The sequence below is a fragment of the Mariniflexile gromovii genome, assembly GCF_017814435.1.
In the GTDB taxonomy this organism is placed as follows: domain Bacteria; phylum Bacteroidota; class Bacteroidia; order Flavobacteriales; family Flavobacteriaceae; genus Mariniflexile; species Mariniflexile gromovii.
Genome location: NZ_JAGJCB010000004.1, coordinates 40898 through 64289 on the forward strand (window position 1 = coordinate 40898; position 23392 = coordinate 64289).

General features: G+C 33.5%; 23 protein-coding genes. 10 read left to right on the forward strand and 13 right to left on the reverse strand.

Going from position 1 to position 23392, the window contains the following annotated elements:
* Positions 1–7: 7 nt before the first annotated feature.
* Positions 8–2860, reverse strand: a complete 2853-nt coding sequence (gene carB, locus J8H85_RS05610; RefSeq protein WP_209653479.1) for a carbamoyl-phosphate synthase large subunit — start codon at positions 2858–2860, stop codon at positions 8–10.
* 112 nt (positions 2861–2972) lie between these two features.
* Positions 2973–3134 carry a 50S ribosomal protein L34 gene (rpmH, locus tag J8H85_RS05615; RefSeq protein WP_038527912.1) on the reverse strand — a complete coding sequence of 54 codons (162 nt, stop codon included), beginning with the start codon at positions 3132–3134 and terminating at the stop codon, positions 2973–2975.
* A gap of 293 nt (positions 3135–3427) precedes the next feature.
* Between rpmH and J8H85_RS05620 the strand changes: the two genes are divergently transcribed.
* Positions 3428–4003 carry a DUF2892 domain-containing protein gene (locus J8H85_RS05620; RefSeq protein ID WP_209653480.1) on the forward strand — a complete coding sequence of 192 codons (576 nt, stop codon included), beginning with the start codon at positions 3428–3430 and terminating at the stop codon, positions 4001–4003.
* Positions 4004–4068: 65 nt separating this feature from the next.
* Here the strand turns inward: J8H85_RS05620 and J8H85_RS05625 are convergent, their stop codons facing one another.
* A complete protein-coding gene (locus J8H85_RS05625; protein ID WP_209653482.1) occupies positions 4069–4995 on the reverse strand; it encodes a lytic transglycosylase domain-containing protein in 927 nt (308 codons plus the stop codon).
* A 35-nt stretch (positions 4996–5030) separates the two neighbouring features.
* Positions 5031–5696 carry an alpha/beta hydrolase gene (locus J8H85_RS05630; RefSeq protein WP_209653484.1) on the reverse strand — a complete coding sequence of 222 codons (666 nt, stop codon included), beginning with the start codon at positions 5694–5696 and terminating at the stop codon, positions 5031–5033.
* Between the two features lie 174 nt (positions 5697–5870).
* Here J8H85_RS05630 and J8H85_RS05635 point away from each other — a divergent pair, with 174 nt between their 5' ends.
* On the forward strand, positions 5871–6167 hold the full coding sequence (locus J8H85_RS05635) for an N-acetyltransferase (RefSeq protein WP_209653485.1): 297 nt from the start codon (positions 5871–5873) through the stop codon (positions 6165–6167).
* 98 nt (positions 6168–6265) lie between these two features.
* Here J8H85_RS05635 and J8H85_RS05640 read toward each other — a convergent pair whose 3' ends face one another.
* A complete protein-coding gene (locus J8H85_RS05640; protein WP_209653487.1) occupies positions 6266–6772 on the reverse strand; it encodes a hypothetical protein in 507 nt (168 codons plus the stop codon).
* A gap of 102 nt (positions 6773–6874) precedes the next feature.
* Positions 6875–8203: a tRNA (N(6)-L-threonylcarbamoyladenosine(37)-C(2))-methylthiotransferase MtaB gene (mtaB, locus tag J8H85_RS05645; protein ID WP_209653489.1), complete on the reverse strand. Its 1329-nt coding sequence runs from the start codon at positions 8201–8203 to the stop codon at positions 6875–6877.
* Positions 8204–8473: 270 nt separating this feature from the next.
* Here mtaB and J8H85_RS05650 point away from each other — a divergent pair, with 270 nt between their 5' ends.
* Positions 8474–10042, forward strand: a complete 1569-nt coding sequence (locus tag J8H85_RS05650; protein ID WP_209653922.1) for an ABC transporter substrate-binding protein — start codon at positions 8474–8476, stop codon at positions 10040–10042.
* Here the strand turns inward: J8H85_RS05650 and J8H85_RS05655 are convergent.
* The 3 genes from J8H85_RS05655 to J8H85_RS05665 form a co-directional block, all read right to left on the reverse strand.
* Positions 10029–10928, reverse strand: coding sequence for a TolB family protein (locus J8H85_RS05655; protein WP_209653491.1), 900 nt, complete (start codon positions 10926–10928; stop codon positions 10029–10031). The genes J8H85_RS05650 and J8H85_RS05655 overlap by 14 nt on opposite strands.
* 155 nt (positions 10929–11083) lie before the next feature.
* Positions 11084–12259, reverse strand: coding sequence for a GlmU family protein (locus J8H85_RS05660; RefSeq protein WP_209653492.1), 1176 nt, complete (start codon positions 12257–12259; stop codon positions 11084–11086).
* 149 nt (positions 12260–12408) lie between these two features.
* Entirely contained in the window at positions 12409–12660 is a 252-nt protein-coding gene (locus J8H85_RS05665) for a type B 50S ribosomal protein L31 (protein ID WP_209653495.1), read from the reverse strand.
* Between the two features lie 210 nt (positions 12661–12870).
* Between J8H85_RS05665 and J8H85_RS05670 the strand changes: the two genes are divergently transcribed.
* The 7 genes from J8H85_RS05670 to J8H85_RS05700 all read left to right on the forward strand — a co-directional run bounded on the left by J8H85_RS05670 (position 12871) and on the right by J8H85_RS05700 (position 20064).
* Entirely contained in the window at positions 12871–13386 is a 516-nt protein-coding gene (locus J8H85_RS05670; RefSeq protein ID WP_209653497.1) for a DUF4199 domain-containing protein, read from the forward strand.
* 40 nt (positions 13387–13426) lie between these two features.
* The gene (locus J8H85_RS05675) at positions 13427–14377 is read left to right on the forward strand and encodes a glycosyltransferase family 2 protein (protein WP_209653499.1); all 951 of its coding nucleotides are present in this window, start codon (positions 13427–13429) and stop codon (positions 14375–14377) included.
* 235 nt (positions 14378–14612) lie between these two features.
* Complete coding sequence (locus tag J8H85_RS05680) at positions 14613–16343, forward strand: phospho-sugar mutase (RefSeq protein WP_209653501.1); 1731 nt, start codon at positions 14613–14615, stop codon at positions 16341–16343.
* 80 nt (positions 16344–16423) lie between these two features.
* On the forward strand, positions 16424–18262 hold the full coding sequence (locus tag J8H85_RS05685; RefSeq protein ID WP_209653503.1) for an ABC transporter ATP-binding protein: 1839 nt from the start codon (positions 16424–16426) through the stop codon (positions 18260–18262).
* A gap of 297 nt (positions 18263–18559) precedes the next feature.
* Positions 18560–19102 carry an RNA polymerase sigma factor gene (locus J8H85_RS05690; protein ID WP_209653505.1) on the forward strand — a complete coding sequence of 181 codons (543 nt, stop codon included), beginning with the start codon at positions 18560–18562 and terminating at the stop codon, positions 19100–19102.
* A gap of 33 nt (positions 19103–19135) precedes the next feature.
* Positions 19136–19636 carry a hypothetical protein gene (locus tag J8H85_RS05695; RefSeq protein ID WP_209653507.1) on the forward strand — a complete coding sequence of 167 codons (501 nt, stop codon included), beginning with the start codon at positions 19136–19138 and terminating at the stop codon, positions 19634–19636.
* A 5-nt stretch (positions 19637–19641) separates the two neighbouring features.
* A complete protein-coding gene (locus J8H85_RS05700) occupies positions 19642–20064 on the forward strand; it encodes a hypothetical protein (protein WP_209653508.1) in 423 nt (140 codons plus the stop codon).
* A gap of 144 nt (positions 20065–20208) precedes the next feature.
* On the opposite strand, the gene J8H85_RS05705 is transcribed toward J8H85_RS05700, so the two are convergent.
* From J8H85_RS05705 to J8H85_RS05720, 4 genes are all read right to left on the reverse strand, one after another.
* Positions 20209–21261, reverse strand: a complete 1053-nt coding sequence (locus tag J8H85_RS05705; RefSeq protein WP_209653510.1) for a WD40/YVTN/BNR-like repeat-containing protein — start codon at positions 21259–21261, stop codon at positions 20209–20211.
* Positions 21262–21339: 78 nt separating this feature from the next.
* Complete coding sequence (locus tag J8H85_RS05710; RefSeq protein WP_209653512.1) at positions 21340–21972, reverse strand: SCO family protein; 633 nt, start codon at positions 21970–21972, stop codon at positions 21340–21342.
* A 51-nt stretch (positions 21973–22023) separates the two neighbouring features.
* Positions 22024–22515 (reverse strand): toxin-antitoxin system YwqK family antitoxin, encoded by a 492-nt coding sequence (locus J8H85_RS05715; RefSeq protein ID WP_209653514.1) that lies wholly within the window; start codon positions 22513–22515, stop codon positions 22024–22026.
* Between the two features lie 78 nt (positions 22516–22593).
* On the reverse strand, positions 22594–23355 hold the full coding sequence (locus J8H85_RS05720) for a YHYH protein (protein ID WP_209653516.1): 762 nt from the start codon (positions 23353–23355) through the stop codon (positions 22594–22596).
* Between the last annotated feature and the right edge of the window lie 37 nt (positions 23356–23392).

Consider the following 23392-nt stretch of genomic DNA (forward strand, 5'->3'; position numbering starts at 1 on the left):
TCTATTTTTATTTATTAAGATACATTTTTCGTCTTGAGTATAGTTCGTAAAACTCATCGTCTTTTAAACTATCTATAAACAAAATGCTTTCTCCTGTACTTTTCATTTCAGGTCCTAATTTCTTATTCACATTATGGAATTTGTTGAAAGAGAACACCGGTTGCTTAATAGCAAATCCTTTTAATTGCGGATTAAAGTTGAAATCTTTAACCTTCTTCTCTCCTAGCATTACCTTAGTAGCGTAGTTTACATAAGGCTCACCATATGCTTTTGCTATAAACGGAACCGTTCTGGATGCTCTTGGGTTTGCTTCAATAATGTAAACAATATCATCTTTTATAGCGAACTGAATGTTTATTAAACCAACCGTATTAAGCGCCAAGGCTATTTTTTTAGTATGGTCTTTAATTTGTTGCATCACAAACTCACCTAGGTTAAATGGAGGTAACATGGAGTTACTGTCCCCTGAGTGGATTCCACATGGCTCGATATGTTCCATGATACCAATGATGTACACATCTTCTCCATCGCAAATGGCATCAGCTTCAGCTTCAATAGCCCCTTCCAGATAGTGGTCCAAAAGCAGTTGATTCCCTGGCATTTGGCTCAATAAGTCTACAACATGTTTTTCAAGCTCTTCTTTATTGATAACAATCTTCATCCCTTGTCCCCCAAGTACGTAAGAAGGCCTTACCAATATTGGGAAATCCAACACATCTGCAATGGCAGCAGCTTCATCCGCTGTGGTTGCAATATCAAACTGTGGATAAGGAATGTTGTTTTCTTTTAAAAGGTTTGAAAAATGCCCTCTATCCTCAGCTAAATCTAAAGACTCAAAACTTGTTCCTATTATTTTAATACCGTATTTGGTTAATTTTTCAGCAAGTTTTAAAGCTGTTTGTCCACCTAATTGTACAATAACACCTTCTGGTTTTTCATGCTTGATGATATCGTAAATATGCTCCCAAAAAACTGGCTCGAAGTATAATTTATGTGCGGTATCGAAATCGGTTGAAACCGTTTCAGGATTACAGTTAATCATGATGGTTTCATAACCACATTCAGCAGCTGCCAAAACACCATGCACACAACAGTAATCGAACTCAATACCTTGCCCAATTCGGTTTGGCCCAGAACCTAAAACAATAACCTTCTTTTTATCCGTTACAATACTTTCGTTATCTGCATAACGGTTTCCGTCTGCAGTTTCCATATCACTTTCAAATGTTGAATAGTAATAAGGTGTTTTTGCTTTAAACTCAGCAGCACAAGTATCTACCAGCTTGTAAACACGGTTTACCCCGAATTCTTCACGCTTATTGTAAACCTGACTTTCTAAACACCCTAGCATGTGCGCTATTTGTCTATCTCCATAACCTTTTTGCTTCGCTTCAAGCAATAAGTCTTTTTGGATGGTATCAATAGTAAAAGTAGAAATTTCCTTTTGAAGCAAGAACAACTCTTCGTATTGTCTCAAGAACCACATGTCTATTTTTGTGATTTCGTGAATTCTGCTTAAAGGAATTCCCATTGCAATGGCATCGTAAATAATAAATACACGATCCCAAGAAGCATGGGTAAGTTTTTCTATAATTTGATCGTAGTTCTTGTTTTCTTTTCCGTCGGCGCCTAAACCATTACGCTTAATTTCAAGCGATTGTGTAGCTTTATGAAGCGCTTCTTGGAAGGAACGCCCAATACCCATCACTTCTCCTACCGATTTCATTTGAAGTCCTAACGTTCTATCAGACCCTTCAAACTTATCAAAGTTCCAACGTGGTATTTTCACGATTACGTAATCTAAAGTCGGTTCAAATAAAGCTGAAGTAGATTTCGTAATTTGATTTTGTAATTCATCTAAATGATAACCCAAAGCTAGTTTAGCAGCAATTTTCGCAATAGGATAACCCGTTGCTTTACTTGCTAATGCCGATGAACGCGATACACGCGGGTTGATTTCAATGGCAATAATATCTTCATTTTCATCTGGTGAAACCGCAAACTGCACGTTACAACCTCCAGCAAAATCCCCAATACTACGCATCATATGAATGGCCATATCACGCATTTTTTGGTAGGTTTTATCACTTAATGTCATGGCAGGTGCCACGGTTATAGAATCACCTGTATGAATCCCAATCGGATCCATATTTTCAATAGAACAGATGATTACTACATTATCATTGGAGTCTCGAAGCAACTCTAACTCATATTCTTTCCAACCTATTAACGCCTTATCAATCATCACTTCGTGAATTGGAGACACCTCTAATCCACGTGTTAATAACGCATCATAATCTTCTTCTTTATAAACAAATGAAGCACCTTCACCACCTAAAGTAAACGATGCTCTAATAATTAAAGGAAAGCCAAACTCTTGCGCTATTTCCTTACCTTTTAAATAGGATGTTGCAGTTGCTTGAGGTGCCATAGGAATACCTATTTCAAGCATTAACTTTCTAAACTTCTCTCTATCTTCGGTTATGTTTATGGCATCGATATCAACACCAATAATTTCAACATTAAAATCTTTCCAAATACCTTTTTCATCGGCTTCAATACATAAATTTAATGCAGTTTGACCACCCATTGTTGGTAAAACGGCATCAATTTGTGGATGTTCTTTTAAAATTTTAATTATCGATTTGGTTGTAAGCGGCAACAAGTACACATGATCGGCCATGGATGGATCGGTCATGATGGTTGCAGGATTCGAATTAATTAAAATGGTTTCAATTCCATCCTCTCTTAAAGAGCGTAAAGCTTGTGTTCCTGAATAATCAAACTCGCATGCTTGCCCTATAACAATAGGACCAGATCCAATAATTAGAATAGATTTAAGTTTTGAATTTTTTGGCATTTTTACTGTTTAATAATTGTTTTATAATAAGTTACAAAAATACGGATTAACAGATATAAAAAAAGGCATTACACTTAAGTAATACCTTTTTAATATCAACAATTGTTAATCATTATTTTTTATGTCTCGATTCAGATGATACAGACAATTTCTTTCTACCCTTAGCTCTTCTACGAGCAAGTACTTTTCTTCCATTAGCAGAAGCCATTCTTTCTCTAAAACCGTGTTTGTTTCTTCTTTTTCTTTTCGATGGCTGAAATGTTCTTTTGCTCATTACTTTATATCTTTAAAATCTGAATTGTACTTTTTATTTATTATTTTAGGTTCCTTTAAAACCGAGGGCAAATATACAAAGAGTTTTTACTTTGACAAATGTTATTTTAAAAATATTTCGAATTTATTTTTAAGACACGAATTAACCACGAATTCCTTTATTTATTTGGGCTCAACAACTCCCTTTTGTTAAATATCTATGGATTGATTTTGATAAAAATTTAGTTTCTTTGCATTCAAAATTAAACTTAGATGCGAAAAAACATCTAAAAACAATAATTCAAACTATAAAAAATGTACAATAAAATAATAAAATTAGTTACAGCTGCTGGAATAATTGCTTTTGCAGTCTATCAATTTATCGAAGGAAACATTGGTAATGGCATCATGTTTATATTACTTTCATTAATATTTGTGTTTCTTTATTTTAAGAATGAATTTATATTATTGGCATTTTTAAGATTACGTAAGCAAGATTTTGAAGGTGCTAAAAAATGGTTGGATAAAATTAAAAATCCTGAAGCTGCCTTGGTAACAAAACAACAAGGTTATTATAACTACTTACATGGTTTAATGGTTTCTCAAACAAACATTAATGAAGCAGAAAAATATTTTAAGAAAGCCGTTTCATTGGGTTTATCTATGGACCATGATATGGCCATGGCAAAATTGAATTTATCAGGCATTGCTTTTTCTAAACGCAGAAAAATTGAAGCTGAAAAACTACTTGCTGAAGCTCAAAAATTAGACAAACAAGGCATGCTTACTGATCAAATTAAAATGATGAAGGAAAACATGAAACGTGCTGTGGGCCCAAACCAACATTTTGGGGCTGGTGGTTCTATAAGAGCTCAAAAAAGAAGAGGCTAATTCTAACAACTCCCAAAAAGAAAAGACCAACTATAATATGATTTAGTTGGTCTTTTTTTTATTTACTATTGTACATTGTAATATCCCTTTTCCGGAATTTCTATAACATAGCTTTTCCCCGATTTATTATTAAGTTTCGGTTCTCTTAACCAAGGATTATGGATTTTGAGTATTTTATAGTTAATGCCATTTGCTTCAGCAAATTTTGTAAAATCTGTTACTTCAGTATTAACAGTTACTTTTCGGGTAGGCACATTATTGTATAAATCCTTCTCTCTAAAATTAAAACCATATTTAGCTGGATTGGATAAAATTTCCTTAAGGGCAACGATTCTAAAAATATAACGCCCCGTTTCTTCACCCAACAACAAATCGTAATAATTCTTAACGTTTTGTTCTCTTAAATATCTAGAAATTCCAGCATTACCAGCATTGTAAGCAGCGGCTGCAAGCGTCCATGAACCTAAATCTTCTTTAGATTTTAATAAATACTTACAGGCTACTTCGGTTGATTTTTCTAAATGGTAGCGCTCATCAATATTTTCATTTACCTCTAATCCATTCTCTTTCGCCGTAGCAGGCATAATTTGCCATACACCACGAGCTCCTGCTGGAGAAACAGCATTGGTTAAACCACTTTCTATAACCGCTAAATATTTAAAATCGTCTGGAATACCATTTTTGGCTAAAATGGGCTCTATAATCGGGAAATACTTATTAGCCCGTTTAAACATTAACAATCCGTTGGATTGCCAATAGGTGTTAACCAACAACTCTTTATCCATACGCTCAAAAATATCCGGATCTTTAAGTGGCATGGGCTCACCTGCAAAATTCAAATTGCTAGGTACTTGAAGCGCATAAACATTATAATCGTTTATCAGCTTTTTTTCAAAGTTTTCATCGGTTGGCGCTTCTTGGATGGCATAAACAAATAACGCACACAAACTTAATAATCCCACAAACGCCAATAATTTCTGTATAGTCTTCATTTTTAAAAAGTTTTATTTAAAGGTAAATATTTTGCTTAGTTTTCTAAAATTATATTAGGTAAATTTTCGTTAAACCACTTGTATTTATTGATAATCATAATATGGGTACCTCCTTTTATTGTAATACAATTTGAAATGTTTTTTATGGGAAATACTGCATCATTTTCACCATGAATATGAACAATGTTAGGCAAACAATTTGACTGGTTCCAACAAACCATTTCTTTAATTGCCCAATTTAAATAGCTGCTATCATTAACAGATAAATATTTTTTATACAACTCCAAACGCTTTGTTATATTACTTCCAAAAGCATATTTAGCAAGAAGTTCTACATTACTAACCAACTGTGTTGGCAGCAACTTATATGCCATGGTTGTTTTGGCCAGCAACATTTTTCTAGGTAATTCGTGTGTTGCTTTTACGCTGGACACAATAATAAGCTTCTTTACCGCAATATGCTTACTCATTTCTTGCACTAAAACACCTCCAAAAGACACACCCAACAATACTATATTTTCATGCAATATATGCTTTGTCATTCTTAAGGCATAATCGCTAAGAGTTTCATTTTTAATTGGTAAAACCCATTCTAAGTAATGAATCTTAAATTGGTTTTCGGGCAATTTGATATACTCAAAAATTTTAGGACTTGCCGCCATTCCTGGCATTAAATAAACGTGTATAATTTCTTCACTCATACGTTTCAATCTAAAAAACACAAAACAACCATTAAACTGTAATAGTTTATTTTATAAGGCATTAACCTATTTTTTACTTTTTACTAACGATTATTTTTCGTATTTTTGCTAAACAAAGTTATACAATAGTACTCAGCTATTTTAAGTTTCCTGAAAAATTAAAAAATACTCACCATGATTGATGTTGCAGATTTAGTAGATAATGATTTTTTACGCCAGTTTGAACTAAAAATCGATAACCATTTAGCTAAAATAGAATACTCATTGCAAGAACGAAAGATTTTTTTAACTAAACTTGTTATTCCTGAAGAAATTAATGATGAGAATTTTAGTAAAGATTTTTTAGCCGCTGTTTTTGAACAAATTGAAGAACGTAACTTAAGCGTGGTACCAACAAGTCCTGAAATTGCTAAGTTTGTTAGAAGTAACCGCAAGTACAAGCGTATGCTTCCAGTAGGTGTTAGGATTTAGATTTTAGATTTTAGATTTTAGATTTTAGATTTTAGATAAAATTAAAAAAGTCCGAAGTTTTTAAGCTTCGGACTTTTTTTTGTTTAAAACTGAAAAAATTATTGCTTCGTATAAACTAAAGTTACTTTTTTAGTTGCTATAACATTAATAAAATCTTCACTGTATATATTGATGGCGTTTTCAAAAACACGCGTTAATTGATTGCCATTTAAAATCGCCTCACTTTCATTAATAATAATTAGATTGTTATTTTGCGTATAGTTTACTGCAAAATTTATAGTACCTTCAACATCACATTCAACATCAAAAACATACGCATCGGTAGTTCCTTCTAGTAAAGCAATTTTAATATCGGGGTTAAATGTTTTGTTGGAAGTAACAACTCCTTTAGACTCAAAAACCAAAGTCTCGTTGTTTACACAATCTATTTCATTTAATAAATTAACATTAGCAACACCATCTTCATTTATATCAAAACCATCTTCAACATTCATTGCCGTTAATCTCCAAACACCTTCAATAGTTAAATTATCATCAGCATCATTAAAACAACTAGTTAATAATAATGATGATGTGAAACATAAAACAAACCATGTGTTCTTCATATTTTCGAGCGAAATTTATTCATGGGTAAAAGTATGATGTAAATCCCTATTTATAAAACAAATAAGTTGAATAAATTAAAATCAAGTTTATTGGTAATTCAATTAAGAAAGGACTTTTGCAAATTCAAATCGAACCAAGCCATCTTCATCAATTTTGGTAAGCTCAACTTGGTGTAATGTATTTACCAATTCCGGATTCCATGGTGCTTTTACTTTAACATAATTTTCAGTAAATCCATAAATATAACCTTCTTTGTTTTCGCTTTCAAACAATACGGTTTTTTGGCTTCCTATTTGGCTTTCATAAAAAGCACGACGTTTTTTAACCGATAAACCACGCAACATTTTACAGCGTTTGTTTCTAACGTTCATTGCTACCACACCGTCCATCTCAGCAGCTTCAGTGTTATCGCGCTCCGAATAGGTAAATACGTGTAAATACGAAATATCCAGTTCGTTTAAAAAGTTGTAGGTTTCCAGAAAATGCGCATCGGTTTCACCGGGAAAGCCCACAATAGCATCCACCCCAATACAAGCATGTGGCATGACTTCCCTTATTTTTGAAACCCTATCAACATACAATTCCCGCATGTAACGACGCTTCATTTTTTTAAGAATGTAATTGCTACCAGATTGTAATGGAATATGAAAATGAGGCACAAAAGCTCGAGATTTTGAAACTAAATCGATAGTTTCATTCTTTAAAAGATTTGGTTCTATTGATGAAATTCGTAAACGCTCAATACCTTCTACCTTGTCGAGTTCTGTTACCAAATCCAAAAAAGTATGTTCGTGTTTCTTGTTACCAAACTCTCCTTTACCGTAGTCGCCAATATTAACTCCAGTTAAAACTATTTCCTTAATGTTTTGAGATGAAATTTCTCGGGCATTCTCCAATACATTTTGCATGGTATCACTTCGTGAAATACCGCGCGCCAACGGAATGGTGCAATAGGTACATTTATAATCGCAACCATCTTGCACTTTTAGAAAAGCACGGGTTCTATCGCCTATTGAATAGCTTCCTACATAAAAATCGGCCTCTTCAATTTCGCAGGAATGTACCTCACCGAAATCGTTTTTTGAAAGATCGTTTAAATAATCGGTGATTTTAAATTTTTCGGTAGCACCCAAAACCAAATCTACACCATCAACATCTGCCAATTCTTGCGGTTTTAATTGTGCATAGCATCCAACAGCAGCTACAAATGCTTTCGGGTTTACCTTTTGAGCCTGTTTTACAATACTTTTAAAACGTTTGTCTGCATTTTCGGTTACCGAACAGGTATTGATCACGTAAATATCTGCGTTTTCAGAAAAATCTACACGGTCAAACCCTTCGTCTGCAAAACTTCTTGCTATGGTTGAAGTTTCAGAAAAGTTAAGTTTACAGCCTAAAGTATAAAATGCGACTTTTTTTTGTATATTCATTTCATTTTTAAAAACATGCAAAGTTAATAAAAAAAAGAGCGTTTCAAATAGAAACGCTCTTAATTAAAGATTGGGGTTGTTATGATAGGCATGCTACCTATACTGCTTTTTAAGACACAGCATTATTAAAAAAGTCACAATAATTTTTTAACTGCTTAAATAATTAGAAATAGATAATAAAAACTTTATTTTTGAATACATAAAACCACAAAAGTGATTAAGGCCTATTCTAAGTTTTTTAAATACAGCATACTCTTACTTATTGCGAACATGTACGTTTCTTGCAATAAGAAATCTACAACGAATAACGATTCCCTCGTTTTTAGGTATAATGAACATAAAAACATAGGTTCGTTAGACCCTGCTTTTTCTAAAGACATCGCCGATATATGGGCCACAAACCAATTATTTAACGGTTTAGTACAAATGGACGACCATTTAAACGTACAACCTTGTATTGCAAAAAGTTGGACGATTTCTGATGATGCCCTAACCTATTCATTTTCTTTACGAAACGATGTATATTTTCATAAAAATGCTTTATTTGGAACCGATTCCACCAGAACTGTTAACGCTAAAGATTTTGAATATAGCCTCAACCGTTTGTTAGACCCTCAAATTGCATCTCCCGGAGGTTGGGTTTTAAGTAAAGTTGATAGTTTTAAAGCTGTAAACGATACCCTTTTTCAAATCCAACTGAAACAGCCTTTTCCTGCTTTTTTAGGATTATTGACCATGAAATATTGCAGTGTAGTACCTAAAGAAATTGTAGAGCACTATGGAAGTGATTTCCGTTCGCACCCTATTGGTACAGGCCCATTCAAATTCAAACGATGGGAAGAAAACATCAAATTGGTATTTAGAAAAAATAATCATTATTTTGAAAAAGATGAAAAAGGCAAAGCATTACCATATTTAGAAGCAGTTTCCATAACCTTTTTACCCGACAAGCAAAGTGAGTTTTTACAGTTTGCGCAAGGCAATATTGATTTTGTTTCTGGATTGGACGCTTCTTATAAAGATGAAATATTAACGGCTGATGGACAACTTAGAAGTTTATACAAGAATGATGTAAACATGATTCGTGGCCCCTATTTAAACACCGAATATTTAGCGTTTTACATGGATTCTGACATACCCGAAATACAATCCGAACGCATTAGAAAAGCCATTAATTATGGTTTCGATCGTAAAAAAATGATGGTTTATTTACGAAATGGTGTTGGTATTCCTGCCAACGGAGGTTTTATTCCAAAAGGATTACCAGGTTACAACGAAACTATTGGTTTTGGTTTTCAACCCGAAAAAGCCAAACAATTAATTGCTGAATTTAAAAAAGAGAGTGCCAACAAAACCCCTGAAATATCCATAACAACCACGGGGAATTATTTAAGTTTTTGTGAATACATACAGCGCGAACTTCAAAAAATTGGAATTATAGTACAAGTAGATGTTATTCCTGCGGCAACCTTAAAAGATGCTAAAGCCAATGGAAAACTAAGCGTATTTAGGGCAAGTTGGGTGGCCGATTATCCTGATGCTGAAAACTATTTATCACTTTATTACAGCAAGAATTTTGCTCCAAACGGACCTAACTACACGCACTTTAAAAGCGATTTATTCGATAGCTGGTACGAAAAAGCTTTTACCGAAACAAATACCTCTAAAAGAGAACAACTTTATACCAAAATGGATTCGTTAGTGATGCATGAAGCGCCTGTTGTACCTCTATTTTATGACGAGGTGGTGCGCTTTACCAGAAAAAATGTAAATGGTTTAGGTATTAATCCTATTAATTTGTTGGAGTTAAAGCAGGTAAAAAAGACTAATTCAAACTAAAATAATAAATATCATCATCTCCTTTTCCATCATCCCTTTTGGATGTAAAATAACCTGTTTTTCTATCATTTTTTATAATAAATGAAAAATCATCCTTCGGGCTATTAATAGGTTTAGGCAATTTTTCAGCCTTTTCAAAGGTTCCATCGGCGCTCATTTGGCTTTTATAAATATCGAAACCTCCAAAACCATTTGGCCTATTGGAAGCAAAATACAAGGTATTATCTCCAGTAATAAAAGGAAACATTTCTTTACTGTATGAATTCACTTTGCTTCCTAAATTTTTCGGTTCTGAAAATTTACCATTCTCTAAAATATCGACTTTAAAAATATCTGAACCTCCTTTAGTTGTTTCCTTTCCGCCTCTAATATTTGATGTAAAATATAAGGTTTTGCCATCTTTACTTAAGGCAGGATGCGCATAGGAATATTTGGAATCGCAAAATGGCAAAACTTCAAAATTTGTCCAACCAATACCACTTTTAAATTCGCCTACTTTTATTTGAAAGTTATCTTCATCAAAATTCCTGTCATCAAAAGTCGTGGTTATATAAAGTTGTTTTCCGTTGGATGACATGGAAGCACTTGTGATGTAATTTATCTTTTGGTCGGGGTCAATTTCAATATTTTTTATATTTTGAATAGCACCGTCCACATCTATTTCTCCTTCAAAAATGGCAAGAATAGGATGTCCTTGAATGCGTTCTACCCTATCTTTTTTATCTAATAAATATGAAGTGAAAATAATTTTAGAATTGGCAACCAACATTAAACCAAAATGTGGATATTCGGTATTAATTTCACTGTTTTTTACCGTGAAATTTTCCGTTTGGGAAAACCCAATAGAACATAGAAAAAAATAAAAAAAACAGAGTGGTTTTGCCATTTGAATTAATGTAACACTCAAATATACAAAACTTTAGAATAAGTTTTCTGTTTGTTAAAAAAGCAATGTCATTTCACGAAAATTCGTAAAATACAACTCAAGGCATTTTTAAAAAAAATATTTATCGCGCTGCTACTGCAAACCGAGACTAAAAATTATTCCCGTCTGTACTTTGAAGTTTCTTGAAAAACGTGCTCTAAAATAGCTTTATCCTGTTCAGTAAATACAATATGGCGTCTTGACATTACAATTTCGGCCACCTCAAAAGCTTTTTTAGTTAAATAAGTTGTAAAACCTGCACTTCCACCCCAACTAAAACTTGGCACAAAATTTCTTGGAAAACCGCTTCCAAAAATATTGGCACTAACGCCTACTACTGTACCAGTATTGAACATGGTATTTATACCGCATTTACTATGGTCTCCCATCATAAGACCACAAAACTGCAATCCTGTTCTGGCAAAACTTTCAGTCTGGTAGTCCCATAAACGCACTTCGGCATAATTATTTTTCAAGTTTGATGTATTGGTATCGGCACCTAAGTTGCACCATTCCCCTAAAACGGAGTTTCCTAAATAGCCATCATGACCTTTATTGGAATTAGCAAACAGCACCACATTATTTATCTCGCCACCCACTTTACTTGAAGGTCCAATAGTGGTAGGCCCATAAATTCTAGCTCCCATTTTTACAATGGCTTCTTCACAAAGTGCAAAAGGCCCCCTTATTAAAGTTCCCTCCATAATCAAAGCATTTTTTCCTATATAAATAGGACCATTGCTAGCATTTAGCGTTGTAAACTCTAATGTAGCTCCTTCTTCAATAAAAATATTTTCGGCAGCAATTACATTATTACTTGATGGAATGGGTTGAGAATGCCTTCCATTGGTCAACAAATTAAAATCTTCTTGAATAGCATCGCCATTTTTTGAAAAAATATCCCAGGCATGTTCAATTTTAATAACATCGTCATTAAATTCTATAGCTTCATAGGTATCAAAATCAACTTCTTCCTGCGTATCCTTTGAAAAGAAAGCAATCACATCTTCACCCTTAAAAATAGCTTGATTTTCCTGCAAATCTTTCACCATTTCTACCAATTCCAAATTTGGAAGGTACGATGCATTTATCATTACATTTTCGTCCATTTCCACCATAGGGTATTTATCCGACAAATATTCTTCGGTTATGGTTGTGGTGGTAGAATCTAAAAAAGCCTCCCATTTTTCACGAATAGTTAAAATCCCAATTCTTATATCGGCAACAGGACGTGTAAAAGTAAATGGCAATAAGTTATTACGCGAAGGTCCATCAAAAAGAATGTAATTCATAAAAGTTTAAAGTTTGAAAAGTTTAAAGTTTAAAGTTGCTCACTCAAACTAGAACTTTGTTGGTTTTCAAATCAAAAGTAGGCTAATTGTATAAAATAAAAAAGCCTTCCATATTAAATATAGAAGGCTTTATATATAGGTTATTAAGCTTATTTACTAAACTTAGCGTATTTGTTTTTGAATTTATCGATACGACCAGCAGTATCTATTAATTTAGATTTACCAGTGTAAAAAGGGTGCGATGTTCTAGAAATCTCCATTTTAATAAGTGGGTACTCAACACCATCAACCTCTAAAGTTTCGTTTGTACTTGCAGTAGATTTAGTTAAAAACACATCTTCGTTAGACATATCTTTAAATGCTACAATTCTATAATTTTCTGGATGTATATCTTTTTTCATCTGGATGATATTTATTTTTTTTCTGTCAGATGCAACACAAAAAAGTGTTTCATCGCTTAAAGCTTTAATATTCTTTCAATTTTGGTTTGCAAAAATAAGCATTTTTTACAATCTCGCAATACTTTTTTGCATTTTTTATTACTAATATTATTGTAACGAATTACTATCTTTGAATACTAACTAAAAAACCAACAATTTAAACACAAAAATATGGAATCTAAAGAATTAAACCCTGGCAAATTTGGTATTAATTTAGGTTTGGTCTTAGGCGGTATCATGACGCTAATTGCTATGTACATGTATGCGACCGATATGGCATTTAAAGGACAGCAATGGCCAGTGTACATATATTATATAGCTTTTCCTTTAATTATAATTTACGCAATAAGTCTTTATAAAAAAAGCAACTCTGGATTACTAAGTTTAAAAGAAGCCATGAAAACAGGAATTGTAGTTGCGCTTATTAGCGCTTTAGTATATGTTGGCTACATCCTTATTTTTAATTACATCATTGATTCTGAATATAATACCAAAATGATAGAGTTTGCAACCGATCAAATTGCTGCATCTGAAGCGCCCGTTGAAGCTAAAGAAATGCAATTAAAAATGGTTGAATTCTTTTCCAATCCTATTGCAGGTAGCGTTTTTTGGGTAGCCATGAGTTTATTCTTTGGATTAATATATTCTTTAATTGGAGGTTTAGTAATGAAAAAATCAGATGCATAAATAAATTCTTTACTTTTGGAATCTGAAAACATTATTTCAAATGAACATATCAGTAGTTATACCACTACTTAACGAACAAGATTCTTTAAACGAATTACACGATTGGATTGCCAAGGTTATGCAATCCAATCAATTTTCATACGAAATCATTTTTATAGATGATGGCAGTACCGATGCTTCTTGGAATGTTATTACCAGTTTATCATCAAAAAACCCAAACGTAAAAGGCATTCGTTTTTTAAAGAATTTTGGAAAATCGCAAGCACTTCATGCAGGTTTTGAAAAAGCTTTGGGCGATGTGGTTATTACTATGGATGCCGATTTACAAGACAACCCAGACGAAATACCAGAACTTTACAACATGATTGTAACCAATGGTTTCGATTTGGTGTCCGGTTGGAAAAAGAAGCGTTACGACTCAGTCATTTCAAAAAACTTACCTTCGAAATTATTCAATTGGGCAGCCAGAAAAACATCGGGAGTAAAATTACACGACTTTAATTGCGGCCTTAAAGCCTACAAGCTGGAACTTGTTAAAAATATAGATGTAAATGGCGAAATGCACCGGTACATCCCCGTTTTGGCAAAAAATGCTGGTTTTGTAAAAATCACCGAAAAAATCGTCCAGCACCAAGCTAGAAAATACGGAGTCACTAAGTTTGGCATGAACCGCTTTGTTCATGGTTTTTTAGATTTAATCACCATCTGGTTTTTGTCAAGTTTTGGAAAACGTCCCATGCATTTATTTGGCGCATTAGGTTTCATTATGTTCGCCATTGGTTTTGGTTTCGCGCTCTATTTAGGTATCGATAAACTATTTTTAAACCCAACTGGCAGGCTAATAACCGAGCGTCCGCAATTCTACATATCACTTTCAACCATGATTATTGGAACACAATTTTTTGTAGCTGGTTTTTTAGGCGAAATAATTTTACGCACCAAAGAAGACAAAAAACGCTATGCAATTAAAGAAAAATTAAATTTAGAATAACTATTTGGGCGTTACCACAAGGGTCGGGTTTTCCGTTATATCTTTTGGTTTTTTCTGAAAAACCAAAAGGATGCCACTTCAACCCCTAACGCAAATTAAAGTTTCAAATAAAATTTTCAACATTTAAACAAAAAATTAATTTTAAACCTCAATATTTCACTTCAAATTAGTAACTTTTACAAAAATATTCTCTTACAATTAATTACTTTTTTAAAACTAACTATTTTAAAACATTATGATACACATTGAACCAAAAATTTTAGATCGAATTAACTCGTGGCTAACCCCAACTTTTGATGCCGAAACCCAATCTATTATAAAAAATAGCATTGCAAACAACCCAAAAGACATTCAAGAAAGTTTTTACAAAGACCTAGAATTTGGTACTGGTGGTATGCGTGGCGTTATGGGTGTGGGCACCAACCGCATCAATAAATACACCCTTGGAAAAAGTACCCAAGGCCTAAGCAATTACTTAATTAAATCGTTCCCAAACGAAACACCAAAAGCAGTCATAGCTTTCGATTGTAGAAACAACAGCAAATCGCTTGCAAAAGTGGTTGCCGATGTATTTTCAGCAAACGGAATACAAGTATATTTGTTTGAAGATTTACGTGCTACCCCAGAATTATCGTTCGCTGTAAAACATTTAAACTGCCATTGCGGTATTGTATTAACAGCATCTCACAACCCACCAGAATACAACGGCTATAAAGTATATTGGCAAGATGGTGGGCAATTGGTACCGCCACAAGATGGTGAAATCATTAAGGTTATAGATAGTTTAAAATATTCCGACGTTAAATTTGAAGCCAATAATTCATTAATTAAATATATAGGTAAGGAAGTTGATGATGCGTTTATAACCGAATCAGTAAAAAATGCCAACTTTAATACTTCAAAAGAAGCAAAAGATAATCTAACCATTGTTTTCACCTCACTACACGGAACCTCTATTACGGCAGTGCCTGAAACATTAAAACGTGCCGGTTTCAAAAATGTTCATATTGTAAAAGAACAAGAAGCTCCAGATGGAAACTTCCCAACAGTAGCCTCTCCAAACCCAGAAGAACCCGCTGCCTTAAAAATGGCTTTAGAACTTGCCGAAAAAGTAAATGCAGACATTGTTATTGGTACCGACCCAGATTGCGACCGCTTGGGTGTAGCTGTTAGAAATTCTGAAAACAAATTGCAGTTGCTTAACGGAAATCAAACCATGTTGATGATGACCGATTTCTTGTTAAAACAATGGAAAGACGCTGGAAAAATTAAAGGAAAAGAATTTATAGCCTCTACCATTGTTTCTACGCCAATGCTAAATAAATTGGCAGATGCCTATGGCGTTGACAGTAAAATTGTATTAACTGGTTTCAAATGGATTGCAAAACTTATCAAAGATTTCCCAGAACTTGATTTTATTGGTGGCGGCGAAGAAAGTTTTGGCTATATGGTTGGCGATTTTGTACGCGATAAAGATGCCGTTACTTCTACCCTTTTAGCGTGCGAAATAGCTGCTGCAACAAAAGCAAACGGCAGTTCTTTTTACAACGAACTTTTAAACCTTTATGTAGAACACGGTTGCTATAAAGAAAAATTAGTGTCGTTAACCAAAAAAGGTATTGAAGGTGCACAAGAAATCACACAAATGATGATTGATGCGCGTGAAAACCCATTGAAAACAGTAAACGGTTCAAAAGTTTTAAAAATTGAAGATTATGATTTATCTACTTCAAAAAACATGATAACCGGCGAAACATCTTCCATAGATATTCCAAAATCAAATGTGATCATTTATTATTTGGAAGATGGAAGTCAAGTGGCATTAAGACCAAGTGGTACTGAGCCTAAAATAAAATTTTATGTTAGCGTTAACACTAAGTTAGATGCAATAGCCAATTTTAGCAAAACCGAAGCTGCACTTGATGCTAAAGCAGAAGCCATTTTAAAAGACATGAAATTAATATAATAACACGTATATTTGCAAAAATTTTACATGCTTTTATGTTACCATAAAAGCATGTTTTATAAACGGACAAATCCTTTTAAATGAATCAGTTTTTAAATATCCTAAAGTATGCTAAGCCTTATAAAAAGTATGCTATAGGCCATATTATTTCAAACATCCTATTCGCTTTATTTAGCACGCTATCAATGATTGCGTTAATGCCCATGTTAGATGTTATTTTTAAACAAGAAGATATTTATAATGTCCCTAAAAAACCTGTATTTGAAAGTTTTTTAAAATTAGGCGATTTTCTTAAAAAAAGCCTTTCATACCAAATGCATGAATTTACTGGAGGCGATAAAACCAAAGCACTCATTTTCGTTATAAGTATCATTGTCATTGCGTTTTTGCTAAAAAACCTATTTGGCTATTTAGCTAATTACTTCATGGTTTTTTTACGAAATGGTGTTGTAAGGGATTTAAGAAATGCCGTTTACAAAAAAACCGTAGAATTACCGCTTTCCTATTTTTCTGAACAAAGAAAAGGCGATATCATGGCACGTGTTACCAACGATGTGTCAACATTACAATATTCCATGTTACCCGTTTTAGAACTCATTGTTAGAGAACCTTTAACAATTATTTTCACCATAATAGCAATGCTTTATTTAAGCACTTCGCTAACCATGTTTGTTTTTATATTTATACCAATTACTGGATTTATAATTTCAAGAATTGGAAAAAGTTTAAAAAGAAAATCGGACAGAGTTCAATCAGAACAAGGTAATATTTTATCTACTTTGGAAGAATCATTAACTGGATTACGTATTATAAAAGGTTTTAATGCAGAAGAAAAGTTTGATAATAAGTTTAGAGAATCAACCTCTCGCTTTTTTAACTTCTCTAACAAGCTCATGAACCGACAAAATTTGGCATCACCCGCAAGCGAATTTCTGGGGATTTGTGTCATTTCGATACTTTTATGGTATGGTGGAAGTTTAGTGCTGAATGAAGGTGGAAATGGCGATTTAGATGGTAGTGCGTTTTTAGTATATATGGGTTTGGCATATTATATATTAACTCCTGCAAAAGCCATTTCAAGAGGACTTTATAACATAAAGGAAGGTAGTGCTGCCGCAGAACGTATTCAAGATATTATTGACACACCTAACCCATTAAGAGATAAAGAAAACGCTATTACCAAAACAGATTTTACTTCTGAAATTGTGTTTGACAACATTTCTTTTAAATATGAAAAAGAGTATGTTTTAAAAAACTTTTCTTTAACCATTCCTAAAGGAAAAACCGTGGCACTTGTTGGGCAATCGGGAAGTGGAAAATCTACCATTGCCAATTTAATTACACGTTTTTATGATGTAAATGAAGGCAGCATATTAATTGACGGCATCAATATTAAAGATTTAACAACCAAGTCCCTTCGCCAACAACTAGGTATTGTTACCCAAGATGCTATTTTGTTTAACGATAGCATTAAAAACAATTTAAAATTAGGAAAAGACAATGCTACCGATGATGAAGTTATTGAAGCTTTAAAAATTGCCAATGCTTGGGAATTTGTAAAAGAATTGCCAAAAGGTATTGAAACCAATATTGGCGATGCGGGAAACAAACTTTCTGGTGGCCAAAAACAACGTTTAAGCATTGCACGTGCGGTTTTAAAAAGTCCGCCAATTATGGTTTTAGACGAAGCAACCTCAGCACTCGATACCGAAAGCGAACGTTTGGTACAAGTAGCCTTGGAAAATATGATGAAAAACAGAACATCCATTGTTATTGCCCACAGATTATCTACCATTCAAAATGCCGATGAAATTATAGTTTTAAACAAAGGTGAAATTGTGGAAAAAGGAAAACACACCGAACTTATTGGAAAAAAAGGTGTTTACCAAAAGCTTGTAGAAATGCAAAGTTTTGAATAAGAAACGAAAAGGTTTTAAATATAAAAAAGGATAGAGACTTGGGGGCTTCTATCCTTTTTTTTTGTTCTTGTTAGACTTGGGGACGACTAACAACATAAGTAGGTTTCTGAAGCAAACTTATAATAAAAAAACACATTGCACAAGAAAAAATGTATTTAATCGTGTTATTTTTACACTTAATCGATGTTTTTGATTTTAATTAATTGATTTATAGATAATTAACATTTTTAAAAAAATTAAAGAAGTTCAGCATTAAACTTTTAGTATATTTATTAGTCTAACTACTAAAGTATTTTTGTGATTGACGAAGTACAATTATTAGAAGCATTAAAATCTGAATCCCATAAAGAACGCGCCTTTAGAGAGCTGATAACGCTGTATAAAGAACGGTTGTATTGGCATATTCGTAACATTGTAAAGTCTCATGACGATACAGATGACGTACTCCAAAACACTTTCATAAAAATTTACAAAAATATTCATAACTTTAAAGGAGACAGTAAATTGTTTTCATGGATGTATCGTATTGCAACAAATGAGGCAATAACGTTCATCAATCAAAACGCTAAACGTTTGCAAACAACAAGCGAAGAAGTACAATCTATAGCTATTAGTAAATTAAGTTCGGATGTTTATTTTGAAGGCGACGCCATTCAACTTAAATTACAAAAAGCCATTGCAACATTACCAGAAAAACAGCAATTGGTTTTTAATATGAAATATTTTCAGGATTTGAAATACTCTGAAATGTCCGATATATTAGAAACCAGCGAAGGTGCTTTAAAAGCGTCTTACCACATAGCAGTAAAAAAAATTGAAGCATATCTAACTGAAGATTAAACCTTTTACAAAATATAAAGTCTTATTAACAAGATGAGTACAAATAAATTACATAATATAAAAGAAACTGGGTTCAAAGTTCCGAAGGATTACTTTGCATCGCTTGAAGACACGATTTTAAGCGAAGTGAAGCTTCAAGAAATGGTTCCTAAATCTGGCTATAAAGTACCCGATAACTACTTTGATTCTTTAGAAGACAACATATTAAATACCGTTAAAACACAACAAGAAACAAAGGTTATCAAACTATTCACATGGAAAAAAGCTGTTTATGCTACCGCAGTTGCAGCAAGTTTAATGTTACTAATTAATATATTCTTTAATAAAACTGAAAATATTACCATCGATACTCTGGAAACAGCCAGTATTGAAAACTACATTCTAAACGAAGATTTGGAACCAACTGAATTTGCATCTCTTTTTACCCAAGAAGATTTACTGGATGTTCAGCTAATAAATGAAGGTTACAGCTCAGAAACTTTAGAAAATTATGTTTTTGACAACTTAGAAATTGAAGATATTATTACAAAATAAAGACGATGAAAACACTTACAAGCATGCTTTTTATAATAAGTTTTTCCTTAGCCACCTTTGCGCAATCTAATGGTGATAAAATTAAAACACTGAAAATTGCGTACATAACGGAAAAATTGAATTTAAGTGAAAAAGAAGCCCAAAAATTTTGGCCCATATACAATGAGTATGAAGAAGAAAATTCTAACTTAAGAAGACAATCTTATGAAACTCGTAAAAAAACCGATTTAAACGCTATTTCTGATGAAGAAGCTTTGCAACTACTAAAGAAAATTAGAATGAATGAGGAGAAAAGAGACAAACTTGAAAGCGATTTCATCAATAATCTGATGAAGGTGATACCTGCAAAAAAAATCATTCTTTTGCATAAAGTTGAAGACGATTTTAAACGAAAAATGTTTGACGAATATAAAAAGAGAAGAAAATAAAAACTAAAGAGGCTGTCTGAAAGTATCAACAAGTGTCATTCTGAATTCATTTCAGAATCTTAACTCATTGATAATCAATATTTATTAGAAACTGAAACAAGTTCAGTTTGACAATATATAGACTTTTCAGACAGCCTCTTTTTTTTATTCCCTAAAAGTAAGCTTAGAAATTCTTCCAGCACCTGCTGCATAAGCAATACTATCATTTAAAAAACGAAGCGTATAAAAACCTTCATCACTTAAATGCTTCCAAGAATCGCCAGAATCACTACTAAAATCGATACCTTTAGAACCTACAGCAATAAGTTCCTTTCCATTCCTATTGGGTATGTACTGTACACAACTTCTATATCCAGGGTTTTCATGTTGTGCTACCAATTGCCAAGTTTTACCACCATTGGTAGTCCTTATTTTGTTTGATGTATTATCATTTGGTTTAGTATAATCGCCGCCTATGGCAAATCCATGCATGTCATCATAAAAAGCGATGGAATATATCCCTGTGGTTTCTAAACCTTGCACTATGGGCGTTTCAAAAACCTCCCAAGTTTCACCCTTATCTGCCGAATATAATACCCTACTCGATGTTCCACCTGTGGCAACCCAAGTTTTATCTCCTAAAATGGCTATATTGGTATTGCTAGCTGCAAAAGCCGCTTCACCTGCTTTGGGTTTTGGTAATTTATCACAAGAAATTTTATTCCACGTGTTACCACCATCTCGGGTAATAATGATACTCATACAACCATCAGTTGGATCGCCAATAGCAATACCTTCTTGATTGTTCCAAAAAACCATAGCATCATAAAAAACTTTAGCGTGATTTTCTTTATAAACCACTTGCATTTGTCCCGTATCGCCTGTTTTATATAATATAGCTGGGTTTTCAATACTTAGCATAAAAAAATCGGTTGCTGTGTGTGCTACTGCCCTAAACTGAAGTTCCAAACTATCAAACTCTTGTTTTGAAATCATCCAACTATGCTTCAGCGGATTAAAAAGACCAAAAGCACCATTATTGGCAGCAAAAGCAAGACTTCCATCGTTCAATATATCAATGGCCCGAATACTTAACAACGAATCCTCTAAAATGGTTTCAATCTCTACGTTGGAAAAATTACGTGGTGGTAACGTTTTCTTTTTTCCACAGGAAATAAAAAAAACAATGGTTATCAAGATGACGGAAATCTGTTTCATAAATTAAAAATTTCCTTAAAAGTAGAAAAGCTCTGTGGATTTCAATCTAGTAATTCTACAAAACCACACAAAATAAAATCAATGCTCTTGTTTTAGAATGTCTATATGGCGCTTTAAACGCTCCACATCCAATTCAATAGTGCCATTATAAACCCCACGTATATATCCTTTTTTATCTACCAAAATAAAGTTTTCGGTATGGATAAAATTGCTTTCATCTTGAGTTTTAATAAAATCTTCATCGGCAAAATAGCCATTTCTTGCTATTTTATAAATCGCGTCCTTATCGCCCGTTACCAAGTGCCATTTGTTACTTATAACATTATGTTCTTTGGCATAGGTGTTCAATACAGAAACGAAATCTTTCCAAGGCATTACGGTATGCGATAACAGCATGATTTCTGTATCCTTTAAATAGGTTTCTTGAAGGCTGCCCATATTTTTTGTAAGCTTAGGGCAAATACCAGGGCATGTGGTGAAGAAAAAATCGGCTATATAAATTTTACCTTCAAATGTTTTATTGGTAATGGTTGTTCCGTTTTGGTCCACAAATGAAAATTCAGGAATTTTATGTGTACCATGATCCCACTCTGGTGTAAAATCTTGACTATTGAAATAGGGCAACTTTGAAACTGAGGAGGCTTCGCTGGGTTTTTCTTTACAGTTGAAAAAGACCAAAGAAACTACTATTAAAAATACTGATTTTTTCATTTTTATGATTTACACATGAAGCCCTAAATGCATCAGAACAACCAAAAGTAGTTATTTAACTTCGTCCTCGCCAACGGTAACGGTGTAGCATTTCTTTAAACCAATCAGTCCAAACCGTTCGCCATTTACAACTTCATAGTTTGCTTTAATGGTGCCATCTTCTTTCCACAAACGCTGACTGCCAACTTCCATTCCTTCCTTATAATTAAAATCCCTGAAAAGCTGACCTGTTTTATACCATTCTTTCACACTACCATCAAAAGCACCTTGATTATTAAAATGATATTCAAATTTTGGTTTTCCGCTTTCCCACCACGCTTTATGCACTCCTATTTTAACCCCATTCGCATAAAAGCGTTCACTGGCTAAACGGCCATTTTCAAACCATTGTTTTTCTGAACCCTGTTTTTTTCCATCACGATAAAACATTTCAGATTTTAATTTTTCTTTTGAATAATATGAAACCAATCGTCCTGAAAATGGTTGATCCTGATACATTAAAACACCATTTTCAAGCATTAAATTTTTATTGGAAGCCTCCATAGTAATTGTTTGATTAGCGTTATTGCAGGCTACAAAAAACAAAATCGAAACTACAATATGTAACCCACCAAACTTCAACTATCGTGATATATTGCCTGGTGTTCCAAAAAAGCCATTTCCGTTAATATAGGGGTCGTCAGCAGTTACGTGGTAATGGTAAATACCGTTGGGAAAATCTGCCGTAACACCAACATGTCCGTGGTAAGCATCTAAATCTGCCGAAGTGAGGATGACACCATTTTCTTTAGGTCCGTAAACAGGAAACCCATCGGCCAAAAGCCCTAAAAAAGCATCTTCACCAAATTGGCCAGTAAGATATGTTGGCTGTAGGTGATAATGGTACATATCAAAACCTGTGGGATGCCCCAACCATTGGTCGAACGAATTGATTTCATTCGTTAAAGGTTGGTCTGGTCCTGCATATTGATTAAAAAACACGACGCCATTTCTGGAAATCCCAATAGGCCCTAACGGAGTTGCTTGATGATTGGTAGCTTCTTTTGGATTTAATGTTATTGTAAAAACCACATTTTGCGAAGCAATTTCATTGGGGTTTTTTCTCCAATTGGGGTTGGTACCGTTATAAGCTTCGTATAATGGATTGTTTGTTGCGTAATACGGACTCGTGTGGTTTGGCAAATCCTGTGTTGTAAAAGTTACTGTATTTCCATTTACTGCATAAGACAAGCCTGTTCCGCTAAATTTAGAAAGGATGGAACTTATATTGTAATTGGTTGGTTCTGCCTCATCATTGTCTTTGGAATCGTCATTACTAGAACAAGCTACAAAAATTACAATAGCAATTATAGGAAGCATTAGTAAGTGTTTGGCGTTTTTCATTTTTTTTGGTTTAACATTTAGACTAATTTACATTAAA